The following is a 17,793-nucleotide window of genomic DNA, read 5'->3' as shown; positions in this document are numbered from 1 at the left end:
GCTCATTCTCCGAGGGACGATGGAACTCCGGATCCTGGGCTGCAGTGGCGGGGAAGCCGACGGCGAGCGCCTGACGGGGCTGCTGGTGAACGGCTGCGTGGCCATCGACGCAGGCTCCATCACGGCCGCCCTGACGGTGGCTGAGCAGGTGAAGATCCAGCATGTGTTCCTCAGCCACTCGCACCTGGATCACATCTGCACGCTGCCCTTCTTCACCAAGAACATCTTCGGCCACACGCACGAGGCCGTGGAGATCCACGCTCTGCCCGAGACCCTCGATGTGCTGCGGCGCCATCTCTTCAACGATGAGCTGTGGCCCGATTTCAGCGTGATCCCCAGTCCCAACGATCCCACCATCCGCTACACGGAAGTCGAGCCTGAGCGCTCGTACCATGTGTGCGGCCTCCACATCACCCCCATCCGCGTGAACCACCTGGTGCCCTGCGTGGGCTACAAGGTGGACGACGGGAAGGACGCCTTCATCTTCACCAGCGACACCGCCGAAACCGACCGCATCTGGGAGGTGGCCAACGCTACGCCGAACCTGCGGCTGGTCATCACGGAGGCCAGCTTCCCCAATGAGCAGGCCTGGCTGGCGGAAGCCTCCAAGCACCTCACCCCCGCCAAACTGGGCGCCGAACTCACCAAACTCAGCCGCGCCGTGCCGGTGAGGATCTATCACCTCACCCCCGGTGACAAGGCCACCATGCTGCCCCAGCTCGAGGCCCTGGGCGATGCCCGCGTGCGCCTGCTGACCCAGGACGAGCGGTTGGTCTGGTAGAAACCGGCGGTCAGGATTCCGGAAAGGCGTCCTGAAGCGCGGCCAGAGCCTCTTCGTAGGCGGCCGGCAGAAGCCCCGCCAGCGCGCGCGCCGGGTCGAGGCAACCCTCGCGGGCATGGGCCTCGATCTGGGCTGCGAGGCCCGCGAATTTCTGCAGCCCGAGGTTGCCCAGGGCCCCCTTCAGCTGATGGGCTTCCTGGATGACCGTCGCGGCATCTTCGGAGGCCAGTGCGGCCTGCACGGAGGCGATACGGGGGGGCGCATCCTCCTTCAGAAGTCCGATCAGCTCCTGCACCAGCTCCGGTCCCGCCCCAATGTCGAGGAGGTCCCGCAGCGGCCTGGGATCGAGAATCAGCAGATCAGACAAGAGGTCTCCAGAAAACGAGCGGATCCAGCATCACCCGGATCCGCATCATCAACCCGCTCTCGGCGGCCAGGCTCAGAATCCGTGACCGGCGGGGTGGCCCGCGGCCTGCAGGCGGGTGAGGCTGGCGTTGAGCTTGGCCTGGGCGGCGGCGATGTCGTGCTCCGTCTGGGCTTCCTTGAGGAGCGTGAGGGCCCGCTGGCGGGAAGCTTCAGCCCGCTCCAGGTCGATCATGTCCACCGTCTCGCTTTCGCGGGCCAGGATGGTGACACGGTCGGGGCCCACCTCAGCGAAGCCGCCGAAGACCGTGATCCAGTGTTTCTGGCCCTCCTGGATGTAGTACAGGAGGCCGTCGCCGACTTCCGTCATCAGCGGCGTGTGGCCCGGCAGGATGCCGTAGTACCCGCGGGCGGCCGTGGGGAACTGCACCTCGGCCACCTCGGCCGAGAACACCGGCCGCTCCGGGGTCACCACTTCCAATTTGATGGTCTGAGACATGGCGGGCTCTTTTCAAGGCTCGGAATCCGCCTGCGCGGATTCCGAGTTGGAGAAAGACAAGGCTATACGGCGGCCAGTTTCTCGGCCTTCTCGACGGCTTCTTCGATCGTGCCGACGAGGTAGAAGGCCTGCTCGGGCAGGTGGTCCCACTTGCCGTCGCAGATCTCGCTGAAGCCCTTGATGCTGTCCTCGAGCTTCACATACTTGCCCTGCATGCCCGTGAACTGCTCGGCCACGAAGAAGGGCTGGCTGAGGAAGCGCTGGATCTTGCGGGCGCGGGCCACCACGAGCTTATCGTCGTCGCTCAGTTCGTCCATGCCCAGAATGGCGATGATGTCCTGCAGTTCCTTGTACTTCTGCAGGATCGCCTTCACGCGCATGGCGGTGTTGTAGTGGTGGTCGCCCAGGATGCGGGGATCCAGCAGGCGGCTGGTGGAGGCCAGGGGATCCACAGCGGGGTAGATGCCGAGAGCCGCGATCTCACGGGAGAGGTTCGTGGTGGCGTCCAGGTGGGCGAAGGTGGTGGCGGGCGCGGGGTCCGTGTAGTCGTCCGCGGGCACATACACGGCCTGCACCGAGGTGATGGAGCCCTTCTTGGTGGAGGTGATGCGCTCCTGCAGCTCGCCCATTTCCGTGGCCAGCGTGGGCTGGTAGCCCACGGCAGAGGGCATGCGGCCCAGCAGTGCGGACACTTCGGCACCGGCCTGGGTGAAGCGGAAGATGTTGTCCACGAAGAGCAGCACATCCTTGCCTTCCACATCGCGGAAGTACTCGGCGACGGTGAGGCCGGTGAGCGCCACGCGGGCACGGGCTCCGGGCGGTTCGGTCATCTGACCGTAAATGAGCGCCACCTTGCTCTTCGACAGGTCGTTCTTGTCGATGACGCCGGAATCCATCATCTCGTGCCAGAGGTCGTTGCCCTCGCGGGTGCGCTCGCCCACACCGGCGAACACGGAGTAGCCGCCGTGGCCCTTGGCGATGTTGTTGATGAGTTCCATGATGAGCACGGTCTTGCCCACGCCGGCGCCGCCGAAGAGGCCCGTCTTGCCGCCCTTCGCGTAGGGTTCCAACAGGTCGATGACCTTGATGCCCGTCTCGAACATCTCGGAGGAGGTGTTCAGATCTTCATACTTGGGGGCTTCGCGGTGGATGGGCAGCGTCATCTTGTGGCCGATGGGGCCGCGCTCATCCACGGGGTCGCCCACCACATTGATGATGCGGCCCAGGGTCTCGGGACCCACCGGCACATTGATGGGCTTGCCGGTGTCGGTCACGATCTGGCCGCGGACCATGCCCTCGGTGGGCTGCATGGCCACGCAGCGGACGCGGTTCTCGCCAAGGTGCTGCTGCACCTCCAGCGTGACGGAGACACCAGCGATATCCGTGAGCAGGGCGTTCATGATTTCGGGCAGGTGGCTGCCGAACTCGACATCCACGGCGGGACCGACGATGGCGATCACGCGGCCTTGAAGGTTGGTTGACATGGGGGACCTCGACGAAGGAATGGGCAGAAGAGCTTAGGCGTTGGCGCCGGACACGATCTCGATGATCTGGTTGGTGATGCTGGCCTGGCGGATCTTGTTCATGGTCAGGGTCAGCTTGGCGATCATGTCGCCGGCGTTGCTGCTGGCCTTGTCCATGGCCGCCATGCGGGCGCCATGCTCGGAGGCGCTGCTCTCCAGCAGGTTGCGGAGCAGCTCCGTCTCCACGAAGCGGGGCAGCAGGGTCTCCAGCACCGCATTGGGATCGGGTTCGAGCAGGTGGGACACCTCGACGGCATCGCGGCCTTCGGAACGGCGGTCCAGCTCCATGGGGAAGACCCGGAACACCGTGGGCGTCTGCGCCACGGCACTGTTGAAGTAGTTGTAGATCACATAGAGCGCGTCGATCTCGCCCGCATGGTACTGAGCGGCGGCGCTTCCGGAGATCTCCGTCACCACCCGCTGGAAGCCCGTGAGCGGGAGGCCGAGGTATTCCCCGGCCGGCGTCATGTTGCGCTTCCGGGCCCATTCGGCCGCGCGCTTGCCCACCACATCCAGATGCACGATCTCGGCGGGGCACTCGGCCACGAAGGCGTTGGCGGCCTTGAGCACATTGGCGTTGAAGCCGCCGCAGAGACCCTTGTCGGAGGCCACGAGAACCACGCGGATGCGCTTCTCCTCGCGGGGGGACAGGAAGGCCTGGGCGGCGGGACCCGGCTGAATCTCGGCGTCACCCTTGATGCGCCCCACGACGCGGCGGACGACTTCCATCATCTTGCCGGCGTAGGGGCGCAGGGCCACCAGGCGCTCCTGAGACTTCCGCAGCTTGACCGCGGAGATCATCTTCATCGCTTTGGTGACCTGCTGGGTGTTCTTCACCGACCGGATGCGGCGGCGAATGTCCTGGAGACCGGCCATCGGACTAGGCTCCCGCGGTCTGGTTCAGGGAGGCCTGGAAGGTCTCCTTGAAGGCCGCCACCTGGGTCTTGAGCTGGGCCTTGGCGTCGTCGCTGAGCACCTTGGTGTCGCGGATGCCGCGCAGCACCTCGGGGGCGTTCACATCAAGGTAGGCCATGAACTCGGATTCGAAGCGGCGCACCTGGGCGACCGGCAGGTCGTCCGTGTAGCCGTTGGTGGCGGCCCAGATGATGACCACCTGCTTCTCCACGGCCATGGGCTGGTACTGGCCCTGCTTCAGGATCTCCACCAGGCGCTGGCCACGGTTCAGCTGGGCCAGGGTGGCCTTGTCGAGATCGGAACCGAACTGGGCGAAGGCCGCCAGCTCGCGGTACTGGGCCAGGTCGAGCTTGATGGTGCCGGCCACGGACTTCATGGCCTTCACCTGGGCGGAACCGCCCACGCGGCTCACGGAGATGCCCACATTCACGGCCGGGCGGACGCCCGCGTTGAAGAGGTCGCTCTCAAGGAAGATCTGGCCGTCGGTGATGGAGATGACATTGGTGGGGATGTAGGCGGACACATCGCCGGCCTGGGTCTCGATGACCGGCAGGGCCGTCAGCGAGCCGGCGCCGCGCTCGTCGCTGAGCTTGCAGGCCCGTTCCAGCAGGCGGGAGTGGAGGTAGAACACATCGCCGGGGTAGGCTTCGCGTCCGGGAGGGCGCCGCACCAGCAGGGAGATTTCGCGGTAGGCCGCGGCCTGCTTGGACAGATCGTCGTAGATGCAGAGGACATGGCCGCCGGGATTGTCCTTGCCGGCAGGCTGGCCATCCTTGCCGTGCCACATGAAGTACTCGCCCAGCGCCGCGCCGGTCATGGGGGCCAGGAAGAGCAGCGGGGCGGCTTCGGAGGCCGACGCCGCCACCACGATGGTGTGCTTCATGGCGTCGTATTCTTCGAGCGTCTTCACCACCTGGGCGATGGTGGAGCGCTTCTGGCCGATGGCCACATAGATGCAGATCACGCCGGTATCGCGCTGGTTGATGATGGTGTCCACGGCGACGGCGGTCTTGCCCGTCTGGCGGTCGCCAATGATCAGCTCGCGCTGGCCGCGGCCGATGGGGATCAGGCTGTCGATGGCCTTGAGGCCGGTCTGCATGGGCTCGTGCACGCTCTTGCGGTCCACGATGCCGGGGGCGATCTGCTCGATGGGGTTGGTCTTGGCGGCCTGGATGGGCCCCTTGCCATCGATGGGATTGCCGAGGGCGTCGATCACGCGGCCCACGAAGGCGGGGCCCACGGGGACGGACATGATCTTGCCGGTGCGCTTGACGGTGTCGCCTTCCTTGATGGCGGCGGCGTCGCCCAGCAGGATGATGCCGACATTGTCCTCTTCCAGGTTGAAGGCCAGGCCCATGACGCCGTGGGGGAGTTCCAGCAGCTCGCCGGCCATGGCCTTCTCGAGGCCGTAGGCGCGGGCGATGCCGTCACCAACGCTGATGACGGTGCCGACCTCGGCCACATCCACCTGGGCATCGAAGCCTTCGATCTGGCTGCGGATGATGCGGGAAATCTCTTCCGCGCGAATGTCCATGAAGTCCTCCAAACCTGCGAGTTGAAAGCGAATGAATTAAGCGGAGAGAAGCTGGGTCTTGAGCTGGCGGAGCTGGCCCTGGAGCGAGGCATCCAGGACCGTGGAGCCCACCTGCACCTTGAGGCCGCCCAGAAGGGTGGCGTCCTGGCTCCAGGTGAGGCGGATGGTCTTGCCCGTGCGGGCGGCCAGGGAGGCCACCAGCGCCTGGGCCTGGGCCTCGCTGAGGGGCTGGGCGCTGGCCACCTTGGCCTCGACGATGCCCGCCCGCTCGTCCACCAGATCCGCGAAGGTCCGGCGGAGCTCCGGAAGGAGGTTCAGGCGGCCGGCCTCGGCCACCACGCGGAAGAAGTGCCGCAGGGTCTGGCTGACCTTGGCCGTGGCGAGGATGGTCTCGAAGACTTCCGCCTTCTTGGTGGGGAGCACCAGGGGCGAGGCCACCAGGCGGGAGAGATCGGCATTGGCGGTCACGGCGGCGGCCACCATTTCCAGCTCCTGCTGCAGCTGGGGCACATTGCCCTGCTGGTCGCCGATCTGGAGAAGGGCCTTGGCGTAGCGCCGGGCGGTCAGGCGGCTGCTCACTGGGCGCCTCCAATCTGCTGAATGGCGCGATCAATGACCCCGCCGGCGGTCTTGGAGGCCTCGGGCCCCTGCAGCTTGGCCTCCAGGCGCTTGGCGGCACCTTCCACCGCCAGCTCCGCCACCAGGGCGCGCAGTTCCTGTTCGGCCTGGCGCTTCTGGAAGCCGATCTCGGCCTGGGCCTGGGCCAGGATCTGGACGGCCTCGGCCTTGGCGGCCTCGAGCAGGCGCTGCTTCTCGACCTCGCCATCCGCCTCGGCCTTGGCGAGAATGCCCGCCAGCTCGCCTTCGAGCCCGGCCATCTTCGCTTCCATGTCCTTCATCTGGGCCTCGCCCTCGGCCTTGTCCTTCGCCGCCTGGGCGAGCAGCGTCTCCAGCTCTTCCTTGCGGGACTTGAACATGACCGACAGGGCACCCTTCAGCATGAAGAACAGGGCGGCGCCATAGATGGCGAAGTTCATCAGCTGGACCAGGAAGGCGCCCAGGTTGCCGTATTCCTTGCCGAAGAGCTTCATGGCCGGGCCGTGGTGGGCCCCACCGTGGGTGTCGCCGTGTCCGGGAGCGGCTTCATGGCCAGCCTCGGGAGCCCCGTGATGGGCGGGTTGGGCGTCATGCCCGGCGGGCTGGGCCTCATGGCCGGCAGGCTGGGCTTCGTGTTTTTCGGCGGCGGGGGCCGCGTGGGCATCATGCGCCTGGGCCGCGAGCCCCAAGGGACTGAGCGCCAGCGCGGCGGAGAGGGTCAGTCGGGTCAGCATCGTCATGCTCAGGCCTGCTTCAGAAGGGACTGGGCCATGGACTCGGAGAGCGCATCCACCTGGGCCAGCAGGTTCTGTCGGGCTTCCGCCTGCTGGGCCTTCAGGGACGCCACTGCCGCCTGCCGTTCGGCCTGAGCCTTGGTGCGCGCCTCATCGAGAAGGCCCTGCTTCTCCCGGCCCGCGGCATCCGCCAGGGCCTTGCGCCGCTCGAAGGCCTGGGCGCGCAGATCCTTCAGGCGGCCCTGGTAGTCCTTCTGGCGGGCCTCGAGCTGCGCCGAGGCCTGGGCCTTGGCGTCACCGCCGGCGCTCAGGTCGCGGTCACGGTCCGCCATCACCTTCGTGATGGGCTGGAAGAAGACCACCCGGAGGTAGAGGTAGAGCACCACGAGCAGGACGATCACGAACAGGATGGCCGGCAGATCCGGCCGCATGGGATCCGGCATCTGGGCCAGGATGCGCGCCACGGGGCCGTCCCCATCCGGGGTTCGGAGCGTCAGATTCGCCAGTTCCAGCAGCGCCACAGGCCACCCTCCAGAAACATCCCTAGGCCACGGCCGATGGGTCGACCAGGGTCACACCGACACCAGCGTTGGTCCGCGGGAACCCCTGGCACGGAAGTCTTAAAACCTTACCAGACCAGTCTGGATCCCTCAACGCAGAGCTTTGGCCTTGACCCCTCCCGCATCGTGTGTGAACATCAGGGTTCGGCGATTCGGGCGATTAGCTCAGTCGGTAGAGCAGCTGCCTTACACGCAGCATGTCGGCGGTTCGAGCCCGTCATCGCCCACCAGTCACCTGGTGAAATGCAACAAACGCAAGGGGTTGTAGCTCAGTCGGTTAGAGTGCCAGCCTGTCACGCTGGAAGTCGCGGGTTCGAGCCCCGTCAGCCCCGCCAAAAAACGCGCCCCTTGGGCGCGTTTTTTTTGCGCCCCGGCCGCGCATGCGCGGCCGGGATCCAGCGTCGAGTGGGCTGGTCATCCCTGGTATCGGACGAGATGAAGGGCGGGACTGTCCCCCTAATCCCTCAACGACCACATCCGCACGATCTTCCCCGCCTTCACCTGGTAGATGGTGACCGCCACCAGGGGCCCCTTGCCCGCCCGGCCCTTGATCTTCTCCTTCTGGATCACGAAGTCGCCGGACACCATCTGGGCCTCGGCGGAGGCGTGAAGGTCCGGGTTCGCCTGGAAGCGCGCCGCATAGAGCTCCCGGAGGCGGGCCTTGCCGGTGGGGGCCGAGGTGCCGGGGATCTCGGAGACTTCGACCTCCTCCGCGAAGAGGGCCAGGAAGCCCTCCAGGTCGTGGGCATTGAAGGTCTCGATCTGCTTCTGCACCGTGGCGGTGGGGCTGAGGACCTTCGGGGTGGGAGCCGCAACCAGCATCGAGGAGACGATGAACATGGACAGAGGACGGATCATGGACACCCCGGGGACGATCGGTCCACTGTAGCCGCCCCTGCGAAATCCGCCCGTGCCCTTTCGCCCCATGCCCGATAGACTGGAAGGCTTGGAACAACTATGAAACTGCCCCTCGTCGCCCTCTGCGGACGCCCCAATGTGGGCAAGTCCACCCTCTTCAACCGGCTCACCCGCAGCCGCGCGGCCTTGGTCCACGACCTGCCGGGCATGACCCGGGACCGCAGCTACGGCCGCGTCACCTGCCTGAGCGAGGAGGGCGAGGCCGAGGAGGTCTTCGAGTTGGTGGACACCGGCGGCCTCGACTTCGAGGGCGACGATGTCATCACCCAGGGCATCACCCGCATGGCCGAGGCCGCGCTGGGCGAAGCCCATGTCGCCATCCTGCTGGTGGACGGCCACGACGGCCTCACCGCCGGCGACGAGGAGATCGCCGCGCGCCTGCGCCGCCAGGGCAAGCCCATCCTCCTCGTCATCAACAAGCTCGACGGCATGAAGGGTGGCGCGCCGGACGCCGGCTTCTACGGGCTGGGCTTCGACGAGGTGCTGGCCATCTCCGCCGCCCACGGGGCGGGCGTCCCCGAGCTGATCGAGGCCCTGCGGGCCCGCCTGCCCTTCCACCGCACGCCGGAGGAGGCCGAGAGCCATTCCCTGTCCGACGAGCTGCGCTTCGCCCTCATCGGCCGGCCCAATGTGGGCAAGTCGTCCCTCACGAACCGCCTGCTGGGCTATGAGCGCAGCCTCGTCAGCGAAGTCGCCGGCACCACGCGCGATACCGTGGACACGGTCTTCCATGTGAAGGACCGGGTCTACCGGATGATCGACACGGCCGGCATCCGCAAGAAGGGCAAGACCCACGAGGGTGCGGAGAAGCTCAGCATCCTCAAGGCCAAGCAGGCCATGGCCCGGGCCGATGTGAGCCTGCTCCTGCTGGACGCCGTGGAAGGTGCCACGCACCAGGACGCCGTCATCGCCGGCTATGCCCAGGAGGCCGGGGCCGCCGTCATCCTCGTGGTGAACAAGTGGGACCTCGTCGAGAAGGACACCCACACCATCTACGGCGCCGAGGAGGACCTGCGCCGCAGCCTGGGCTTTCTGCACCACGCGCCCATGATCTTCCTCTCGGCCCTCACGGGGCAGCGGGTGTCCAAGCTGTTCGGCATGATCGACACCCTCGCCGAGGCCCATGGCCGCCGCATTCCCACGGGCGAGCTGAACCGGTTCCTTCGCGAGACCGTGAGCGCCATGAGCCCCCACGCCATCGACGGCAAGCTCCCCAAGCTCTACTTCATGACCCAGGTGGGCGTGCGGCCGCCCAGCTTCGTGGTGAAGGCCAACACGGACCGCGGGCTGCACTTCAGCTATGTGCGCTACATGGAGAACCGCCTGCGCGAGCAATTCGGCCTGGCGGGCGTACCCCTGCGCCTCAGCGTCCAGAAGAAGAAGACCGGCGAGGGTGAGGAGCCGGAAGTGGCTCCCGTGCGCCGCATCCTGGATCCCGGCGAAGGCTTGAAGCCCTCCCGCAGCAACGAGTCCCTCCAGGCCCAGCGGGTGGACAAGGTCAAGGCCCGGCCCCGCCCCAAGAAGAAGGAAGGCCCCAAGCCCGCCGCCAAGCAGGCGCCGAAGAGGGGCAAGGGCGCGCCGCCCAAACGGATCCGGCAGAAGTCCACCAAGAAGGTGTAGGGGCGGAGAGCCTCCGGAATCATGGAAACGGGGCGCGCAGGATGGGGCTTTGGGCTATCGTAGGCCACCTCCCCGGAGCCCCCATGATCCTGCGCTGCCTCCTCGTCAGCCTTCTCGGCCTCACGCTTTCCGCCCAGGAGCGCCCGCTCGTCCTGAAGGCAGCGCGGCTGCTGGATGTCCGCACCGGGAAGGTGGAGACTCCGGGCCAGGTCTGGGTGAAGGATGGCCGCATCCAACCCGGCGCACCGCCCGCCGATGCGGACACGGTCGATCTGGGCGACCGCACCCTGCTGCCGGGCCTCATCGACTGCCACACCCACCTACTCATTCCCGCGGGCCTGGGCGAGCTGGGCTATCTCAAGCGCACCCAAGGGGCCCTGGTCCTCGATGGCGTGGTGAACGCCCGCAAGGTCCTCCAGGCCGGCTTCACCACGGTGCGGGATGTGGGTGCCTCTGCCGGCTTCGGTGATGTGGCCCTGCGCGAAGCCATCGCCCGCGGTGATGTCCCCGGCCCACGCCTGCTGGTGGCCGGTCCCGCCCTCTCCATCACAGGGGGGCACGGAGACCTCAACGGGTTCCCCCCCCACCTCCACACCCAGGACGACCACATCGTGGATTCCCCCGATGCGGCCCGGCACACCGTCCGGGAATGGCGCAAGCGGGGCGTGGACCTCATCAAGATCCACGCCACCGGCGGCGTGCTGTCCAACCATGACGACCCCGCCGCGCCCAGCTTCAGCCCGGCGGAGTTCAAGGCCATCGTCGACGAGGCCAACCGGCGCGGCATGGATGTCTGCGCCCACGCCCACGGCGATGCCGGCATTCTCGAGGCCACGGTGGCCGGCGTCCGTTCCATCGAGCACGGCAGCCTGCTGAGCCCCGCCACCGCCAAGGAGATGAAGGCCCGCGGCACCTTCCTCGTGCCCACGCTCTATGCCCTCGAATCCATCCTGCTGCCGGGGAACCCTTACAAGGTCCCCCAGGGTTCCCTGGCCAAGGCCCGCGCCATCCTGCCCCTGCGGCGAGCCGGGTTCAAGGCCGCCCTCGACGCCGGCGTTCCCATCGCCTACGGCACCGACATCGGCGTCTTCGAGCACGGCCAGGTGGCCATGGATTTCCGGTACCTCGTGAGCTACGGCATGACGCCCCTACAGGCCATCCAGAGCGCCACCCTGACCGCCGCCCGGCTGCTGCGGCTCGAGGCGGAGATCGGCACCCTGGAGCCCGGCCGCACCGCGGACATCATCGCGGTGGACGGCGACCCCCTGAAGGACATCACCACCCTCGAACAGGTGCGGTTCGTGCTGCGGGAGGGCCGCATCGTCCGCCGCGAGCATTGATCAAAACCTCCAATTGCGACTCCGAGATATGTTATTAATTGTTTTGAATAAATATATTTAGATGACATTTAATCAAATAGAATTGATTCTCATAAAAATTAACAAGCCTTAACTTGTGGGGCCCCGGGCGGGCCGGGAAGCTGACGGTCTCACTTCCGTTCTTTCTTCCCCCCCGTGATCCCAAGGTCTTCGCTTGCGAAGCCTGGGCGCCGTCCAGGCCGGAAGAGCCGGGGCGGTCGCGAACCCTCTTCCCCTTCCTGAAGGAGTTGCCCATGGCAACGACTAAGGGCCGCATGGCCCTGTCCTTCCTGACCGCGGCCCTCGCCGCCGGTTCCCTGACCGCCCGTTCCCCGCAGGAATCCCTGCGCGTGAACGCCGCCGCCGAGCGCCTCCTGGCCGAGCGCACCCAGCTGGGCCTGGATGCCGATCACGCCTTCCGGCTCCGCGACTCGCACTCGGATCAGCTCGGCCAGACCCATGGCCACTTCCAGCAGACCTACAAGGGCGTGAAGGTCTGGGGCGGCGACGCCATCACCCACACCGGCAAGGACGGCGCCGAACTCCCGCTGACCAACGCCCTGCACCGGAACATCACCATCAATGTGATGCCTTCGCTGAGCGAGGGTGAAGCGCTGGCGGCGGCCCAGTCCGACCTGGCCCCCAAGGGCCCCTTCGCCTACGCCCCGACCACGGAGCTGGTGGTCTATCCCGAGATGGTGGAAGTCACCCGCCCCGGAAAGCGCGCCCTCGATCAGCTGAACACCGACGATGTGACCCGCCAAGTGCTCCGGCACACCCTGGCCTACCATGTCCACACCGAGCTCGAGAACGAGGCCGATGGCATCCGCCACACCGACTACCTCGTGAACGCCCACACCGGCGCCATCCTGAAGAAGTGGAACACCCTCCACACCACGGCCGCCACCGGCACGGGCAACAGCCAGTACAACGGCATCGTCTCCCTGCCCACGAACTACACCGGCACCACCTATGAGCTGCGGGACATGACCCGCGGCACCGGCGGCACCTTCGGCAACAATGTGGTGACCAACTCGGCCCACGCCGCGACCACCTCCACGGCTGCCGGCACCCTCTACACGGACGCCGACAACACCTGGGGCGATGGCGCCAACTATGTGGAAGGTTCCTCCACCACCGCCGCCAACGGCGAAACCGCCGCGGTGGATGCCATGTTCGGCATGGTCAAGTCCTGGGACTTCTACAAGAGCGTCTTCGGCCGCAACGGCATCGACGGCGCCGGCACCGCCACCTACAGCCGCGTCCACATCGGCAACAGCTACGACAACGCCTTCTGGTCCGACAGCTGCTTCTGCATGACCTACGGCGACGGCTCGTCCTTCACCACGCTCACCGCCCTCGATGTGGCCGGCCACGAGATGAGCCACGGCGTCTGCGCCCGCACGGCGAACCTCACCTATTCCGGCGAGTCGGGCGGCCTGAACGAGTCCAATTCCGACATCTTCGGCACCATGATCGAGTTCTATGCCCGCGGCGGCTCCGGCGCCACCATCGGCAACACCGGCGGCAACTGGACCATCGGCGAACAGCTCGCGTCCACGCCCCTGCGCTACATGTACAAGCCCAGCCTGGATGGCTCCAGCCCCGACGCGTGGTCCTCGACCGTCGGCAGCCTGGATGTGCACTACTCCAGCGGCCCCATGAACCGCTGCTTCTACTTTCTGAGCCAGGGCGCCACCACCACGGGCAACACCAGCACCACCTACCTGCCCAGCGGCATGACGGGCATCGGCAACGACAAGGCCGCCGCCATCTGGTTCCGGGCCCTGACCACCTACCTCACCTCCAGCTCCAACTACGCCGCGGCCCGCACGGCCGCCATCAGCTCCGCCAAGGACCTTTACGGCGTTGGCGGCGCTGAGGAACAGGCCGTCTGGAACGCCTTCCACGGCATCAATGTGGGCGCCGCCTGGTCGGGTGGATCCACGGACACTACCGCCCCCACCGTCTCGGCCACCGAGTCCGGCACCAGCGGCACCATCACCTTCTCCGCCACCGCCTCGGACAATGTCGGCGTGAGCCGGGTGGAGTTCTATGTGGACGGCGCGCTGAAGGGCACGGATACCACCAGCCCCTACAGCATGACCTTCGACAGCACCACCCTGACCAACGGCAGCCACAGCCTGGTCGCCAAGGCCTATGACGCGGCCGGCAATGTGGGCACCAGCACCACCACCACCTTCTCCGTGTCCAACACCACCTCCGGCACCGAGCTGATCCTGAATGGCGGGTTCGAAAGCGGCGCCACCAGCTGGACCCAGACCAGCGGCGTCATCGGCACCTTCACCGGCCAGGCCGCCCACACCGGCTCCTACGACGCCTGGATGTGCGGCTACGGCTCCGCCCACACCGACTACATCTACCAGCAGATCGCCATCCCCACCACGGCCACGGGCACCCTGACCTTCTGGCTCCATGTCGACTCGGCGGAAACCACCACCACCACCGCCTACGACACCCTGAAGGTCCAGGTCCTCAACACCTCCGGCACCGTGCTCGCCACCCTGGCGACCTACTCGAACCTGAACAAGGGCGCGGGCTACACGCAGAAGTCGCTGAGCCTGGCGGCCTACAAGGGCCAGACCGTCCGCCTGCGCTTCTACGCCGTGGAGGACAGCAGCCTCCAGACCTCCTTCGTCGTCGACGATGTGAGTGTCAAGTAGGCTGAGCGAACCAGGAAAAGGGCCGCTTTCGAGCGGCCCTTTTTCATCCCTCCAGCAGCACCTTGGCGTGCTCCAGGGCCTCAGGGCGATCGGGATGGCCGGACAGGAGCCGCGCCAATTCGCGGTTGCGCGCCTCGCCCGCCACCCAGCCCAGGGCGCTGCGGGTGCGGCCGCCTTCGGTCTCCTTGTGCAGCCGGCCATGCCGGTCGGCGCGGGCCGCGACCTGGGCCAGGTGCGTGACGGCCAGCACCTGGTGGGCCCGCCCCAGCTCCGCCACGGCCTTGCCCACGGCCAGGGCCGTTTCGCCCCCCAGCCCCGCATCCACCTCATCCAGCACCAAGGTCAGGGCGTCCTTCACCCCAGCCCCCCGAATGCCGATGCCCGGCGCGAGACCGGCACCCACCAGGGCCAGCATGAGGCGGCTCAGCTCGCCGCCGGAGGCGATCTTGGCCAGGGGCCGGAAACCCTCGCCGGGATTGGGTTCGATCCAGATGGCCAGGGCTGAGAAGCCCTGTGCGGCCACGCGCACGGACCGGCCGCTCTGCTGCACCGGGCTGCCGGCCTCCTCCGCCAGCGACAGCCGCAGCTGAAGGCGCGCCCCCTTCATGCCCAGGCGCCCCAGGCGCTTCTGCACCTCGGCCTCCAGCTTCGGGATGGCTGCGGCCCGCTTCCCGTGCAGAACCTCGGCGGCGGCCCGGTAGGCCTCCACCACCTTGGCCAGGGCGGCCTCCAGCTCCTTCACGGACGCGTCCCCGGCCAGGAGAGCGCGCTGCTCGTCCCTCAGGGCCTGCGCCCGGACCACCAGTTCCTCCGGCTCGCAGCGGTGGCGGCGGGCCAAGCGCTCGTACTGGGCCAGCCGGGCCTCCATGGCCTCGATGCGGTCGGCCCCGGCGCCGGCCCAGCGGATGGCCTGGTCCTGGACCAGTGCCAGCAGATCCTCCAGCTCCAGGGTCACGGAGCGCAGGCGGTCCTGCTCGGCGATGGCGTCCGGCCAGTGGTTCACGGCCCGCACCAGCGCCTTGTGGGCCAGTTCCACCTTGGGCAGTCCGGCGTTCAGGGCCTCGGCGGCCTCGCGGAACGCCTGCTCGAGATGCACGGCATGACGCAGGGGCTCGCGGTCCGCCCGGAGCTGGGCCCACTCGCCCGGCTTCGGTGCCAGCTTGTCCAGGTCGGCCAGGGCTTCGGCCAGCTGCTCCAGGCGCTGCTCCCGCTCGGTCTCACTGCGGCGCCGGGCCTTCAGCGCGGCCTCGGCCGTGCGCACGGCCGCCGCCTCGATCTCCAGACTGGGCTCGATGCCCAGCACCTCGTCCACCAACGCCAGATGGCGCTCCTCGCCCAGCAGGGACTGATGATCATGCTGGCTCGTAAGGCGCATCCAGAGGCGTCCCGCATCCCGCAGATCCGCCAGGGAGCAGCTGGCCCCATTGATCCAGGCCCGGCTGCGGCCCGCTCCCACCTCCCGGCGCAGCACCACGGGCTGTTCCTCCGGCAGGCCCCGCTCGGCAAGAAACCCACGCCAGGCTTCGAAGCGCCCCTCCACCACGGCTTCGACCGTGGCCCGCTCCGCCCCGTGGCGCACTAGTTCACCGTCCCCCCGGGCTCCCACCAGCAGGGAGAGCGCGTCCACCAGCAGAGACTTGCCGGCCCCCGTCTCGCCCGTGAGCACCGTGAAGCCCGGGCCCCAATCCAGGGACAGATCCTCCACCAGGGCCAGGTTCTGGATTCTCAGCGATGACAGCATGGGACCAGTCTAACGGGAGGACGGGAAGAGGCCGGCCCCAGTCAGCTCTGGCCCAGTCGCTGCGGGGCTATTTCGAGGCGTCCTGGTTCCCCAGCTGCTCCAGCCGGCTCCTCGCCTCCCGCTTCCCGATCTTTCTCAATGCCGCAATGGCCGCCAGCTGGGCCTGCCGGGGACGGCTCTTCTCGGCCTCCCAGTGATAGATGGATTGACCGGAGACCCCGAGCAGCAGGCCCATGTCTGCGGCAGAGAGCCCCAGCTTCTTGCGCTGTGCGGCGAACCGCTTCGCACTGAAGCGAATGCGGGAGGTGCTTTCATCGTTTTCGGGGGGGGCCGGCCTTCCCAGAACCTGTTTGGAAACGCGCGCTTGCAGCTTCTCAAGCTGATCCGTCCGCCGCTTCAGCTGAGCGATCTCCGAGCGCGAGTGGCTCAAAGCCTTCTTGAGGCTCTCGAGTTCGTTGCGGATTTCTTTTCGGGCGAGGCGGAGGATCTCGGCCTTCAGCAGTGAGGCGATGTTGGGCATGTGGGCTCCCCTGGGATGGCGTGGTCCCTGCGTCCCATTTTGATCGCAATCCAGGTGAAACAAGACCAGTCATTTAGGTAGCGGCTTGCCAGGGCCCGGGGTCGTGTGGTGCCGGGTCGGCGCTTCTTGCCGATCGTCGATCAGAACAACCGGACGCTTCGGGCCGCCTCGTCGACGGCCAGTTCTCTCCAGGTTGGAGATCCCGGTGCGGGACCATAGCCTGCCAGCAGTTCCTCCAGGCTCAGGCGCTGGCCCTCGAACAGCGGGAAGAGACCCCACTGGGCCGCGTAGGCCAGGCCGTGGGGCATGCCGTCCGAACCGAAGAGCAGGTCCCGGCCCGGCCTGAACCCCACCTCATCGATGAGCATCCGGAAGGGGTTGTTCCGCGCCAGGCGCGGCTCGTCGAGGCGATCCGCATAGTCCGCGCTGTCGCTGGAGAAGTTCGGCTGCATGGAGAGCACCAGGCCCAGGTCCCGGGCCCGCCGCGCCTGCGTCCGGGTGATGAACTGGACATGTTCCAGGCGGACCAAGGGGAAGCGGAGTCCCTGCCGCTCCAGGTCCTCCAGCACATTCAGCGTCTGCCCGATGGCCCGGTCGCCGATGGCGTGGATGGCGACGGCCTTGCCATGGGGATGGGCGGCCGCCAGCATCTGCCTCAGTGCCTCGTCGGCGCGGAGGAGCAGGCCCGGCTCGCCGCCGAGGAACGGTTCGTCCAGGGCCGCCGTACGGGCGCCCAGGGCCCCGTCGGTGAAGAACTTCAGCCCGGCGCACTCGGCTTGGGCCTCGGCGGGCAGGGTCTCGAAGATCGCCGGGACGGTCCACCAGGGCATCCGGTCGGCCCAGCGCGAGGCGCGCATCGTCCGCCAGGCCTCCGTCCCCGTCAACAGCATGTCCTCCACCGCACCGATGCCCACGGCCTCCAGGCCCTGGATCCAGGTCTCCAGCTTGGCGGGCGTGAGCCCGGCGGTGCGCCCGTACAGGCCCAGGAGGCGCCCCAGGTTCCGCTCGCTCCAGTCGGCGTCGGCGCAGCGCTCCACCAGTTCGGGATCCGTGTCCCGGAGCAGCCGGGCCCCCTCCGGGCTGAGCCTCAGCCCGTGCAGGCTGAAGTTCACCAGAAGCACCGGGGGCAGGCCGGCCAGATCCGCCTCTGACAGGGGCAGGCGCCCGCTGTGCCAGCCCATGACCAGGGAGAGCCGGTCCCCCGGGAGCCCCCGCATCAGCTCCAGAGCCGCACCCGAGTCCGCGCAGGCCGAGAGGTCCGGCGTGCCCTTCAGGGCCGCGTAGAGGCTCACATGGGAATGGTGGTCGAAGAGAGTCTGGAATCGATGCGGCATGGAACCCCGGGGCCCCCACCGGAGCACCCTTGCGTGCGGATGGAGGGAACTTGAAGCCCCCATTGTGGCTCGGATCTAAGACCGGCGCAGCGGGCATACTGGTCTCGGGAGG

General features: G+C 67.6%; 16 protein-coding genes and 2 tRNA genes. 6 read left to right on the top strand and 12 right to left on the bottom strand.

Annotation, left to right across the window (positions count from 1 at the left end):
• The first annotated feature begins 19 nt into the window (after positions 1 to 19).
• Positions 20 to 781, top strand: coding sequence for a 3',5'-cyclic-nucleotide phosphodiesterase (locus tag QZ647_RS01855; RefSeq protein WP_291270542.1), 762 nt, complete (start codon positions 20 to 22; stop codon positions 779 to 781).
• Between the two features lie 10 nt (positions 782 to 791).
• On the opposite strand, the gene QZ647_RS01850 is transcribed toward QZ647_RS01855, so the two are convergent.
• From QZ647_RS01850 to QZ647_RS01815, 8 genes are all read right to left on the bottom strand, one after another.
• Positions 792 to 1,148 (bottom strand): Hpt domain-containing protein, encoded by a 357-nt coding sequence (locus QZ647_RS01850; protein WP_291270541.1) that lies wholly within the window; start codon positions 1,146 to 1,148, stop codon positions 792 to 794.
• Positions 1,149 to 1,220: 72 nt separating this feature from the next.
• A complete protein-coding gene (gene atpC / locus QZ647_RS01845) occupies positions 1,221 to 1,643 on the bottom strand; it encodes an ATP synthase F1 subunit epsilon (RefSeq protein ID WP_291270540.1) in 423 nt (140 codons plus the stop codon).
• Between the two features lie 62 nt (positions 1,644 to 1,705).
• On the bottom strand, positions 1,706 to 3,127 hold the full coding sequence (gene atpD, locus QZ647_RS01840; protein ID WP_291270539.1) for a F0F1 ATP synthase subunit beta: 1,422 nt from the start codon (positions 3,125 to 3,127) through the stop codon (positions 1,706 to 1,708).
• 33 nt (positions 3,128 to 3,160) lie between these two features.
• Complete coding sequence (gene atpG / locus QZ647_RS01835; RefSeq protein WP_291270538.1) at positions 3,161 to 4,042, bottom strand: ATP synthase F1 subunit gamma; 882 nt, start codon at positions 4,040 to 4,042, stop codon at positions 3,161 to 3,163.
• Positions 4,043 to 4,046: 4 nt separating this feature from the next.
• Positions 4,047 to 5,615, bottom strand: a complete 1,569-nt coding sequence (gene atpA, locus QZ647_RS01830; protein WP_291270537.1) for a F0F1 ATP synthase subunit alpha — start codon at positions 5,613 to 5,615, stop codon at positions 4,047 to 4,049.
• A 36-nt stretch (positions 5,616 to 5,651) separates the two neighbouring features.
• Positions 5,652 to 6,194 carry an ATP synthase F1 subunit delta gene (gene atpH, locus QZ647_RS01825; protein ID WP_291270536.1) on the bottom strand — a complete coding sequence of 181 codons (543 nt, stop codon included), beginning with the start codon at positions 6,192 to 6,194 and terminating at the stop codon, positions 5,652 to 5,654.
• Positions 6,191 to 6,952, bottom strand: a complete 762-nt coding sequence (locus QZ647_RS01820) for an ATP synthase F0 subunit B (RefSeq protein ID WP_291270535.1) — start codon at positions 6,950 to 6,952, stop codon at positions 6,191 to 6,193. The genes atpH and QZ647_RS01820 overlap by 4 nt, the downstream gene beginning before the upstream one ends.
• Before the next feature lie 2 nt (positions 6,953 to 6,954).
• Positions 6,955 to 7,467 carry an ATP synthase F0 subunit B gene (locus tag QZ647_RS01815; protein ID WP_291270534.1) on the bottom strand — a complete coding sequence of 171 codons (513 nt, stop codon included), beginning with the start codon at positions 7,465 to 7,467 and terminating at the stop codon, positions 6,955 to 6,957.
• Positions 7,468 to 7,660: 193 nt separating this feature from the next.
• Here QZ647_RS01815 and QZ647_RS01810 point away from each other — a divergent pair.
• Positions 7,661 to 7,736, top strand: a tRNA-Val gene (locus tag QZ647_RS01810).
• 28 nt (positions 7,737 to 7,764) lie between these two features.
• A tRNA-Asp gene (locus tag QZ647_RS01805) sits at positions 7,765 to 7,841 on the top strand.
• A 121-nt stretch (positions 7,842 to 7,962) separates the two neighbouring features.
• Here the strand turns inward: QZ647_RS01805 and QZ647_RS01800 are convergent.
• Positions 7,963 to 8,364 (bottom strand): nuclear transport factor 2 family protein, encoded by a 402-nt coding sequence (locus tag QZ647_RS01800; protein ID WP_291270533.1) that lies wholly within the window; start codon positions 8,362 to 8,364, stop codon positions 7,963 to 7,965.
• 99 nt (positions 8,365 to 8,463) lie between these two features.
• Here QZ647_RS01800 and der point away from each other — a divergent pair, with 99 nt between their 5' ends.
• The 3 genes from der (at position 8,464) to QZ647_RS01785 (ending at position 14,086) form a co-directional block, all read left to right on the top strand.
• Positions 8,464 to 10,044 carry a ribosome biogenesis GTPase Der gene (gene der / locus QZ647_RS01795; RefSeq protein WP_291270532.1) on the top strand — a complete coding sequence of 527 codons (1,581 nt, stop codon included), beginning with the start codon at positions 8,464 to 8,466 and terminating at the stop codon, positions 10,042 to 10,044.
• 83 nt (positions 10,045 to 10,127) lie between these two features.
• The gene (locus QZ647_RS01790) at positions 10,128 to 11,384 is read left to right on the top strand and encodes an amidohydrolase family protein (protein WP_291270531.1); all 1,257 of its coding nucleotides are present in this window, start codon (positions 10,128 to 10,130) and stop codon (positions 11,382 to 11,384) included.
• Between the two features lie 272 nt (positions 11,385 to 11,656).
• Positions 11,657 to 14,086, top strand: coding sequence for a M4 family metallopeptidase (locus QZ647_RS01785; RefSeq protein ID WP_291270530.1), 2,430 nt, complete (start codon positions 11,657 to 11,659; stop codon positions 14,084 to 14,086).
• Between the two features lie 43 nt (positions 14,087 to 14,129).
• On the opposite strand, the gene QZ647_RS01780 is transcribed toward QZ647_RS01785, so the two are convergent.
• From QZ647_RS01780 to QZ647_RS01770, 3 genes are all read right to left on the bottom strand, one after another.
• A complete protein-coding gene (locus QZ647_RS01780) occupies positions 14,130 to 15,827 on the bottom strand; it encodes a DNA repair protein RecN (RefSeq protein ID WP_291270529.1) in 1,698 nt (565 codons plus the stop codon).
• A gap of 67 nt (positions 15,828 to 15,894) precedes the next feature.
• Positions 15,895 to 16,347 (bottom strand): helix-turn-helix domain-containing protein, encoded by a 453-nt coding sequence (locus QZ647_RS01775; protein WP_291270528.1) that lies wholly within the window; start codon positions 16,345 to 16,347, stop codon positions 15,895 to 15,897.
• Positions 16,348 to 16,487: 140 nt separating this feature from the next.
• Positions 16,488 to 17,681, bottom strand: a complete 1,194-nt coding sequence (locus tag QZ647_RS01770; protein WP_291270527.1) for an amidohydrolase family protein — start codon at positions 17,679 to 17,681, stop codon at positions 16,488 to 16,490.
• Positions 17,682 to 17,793: the final 112 nt, after the last annotated feature.

The sequence above is a fragment of the Geothrix sp. genome (assembly GCF_020622065.1).
Classification (GTDB): domain Bacteria; phylum Acidobacteriota; class Holophagae; order Holophagales; family Holophagaceae; genus Geothrix.
Note: the sequence above shows the minus strand (reverse complement) of the source record. Positions and strands in the feature narration are given on the sequence as shown.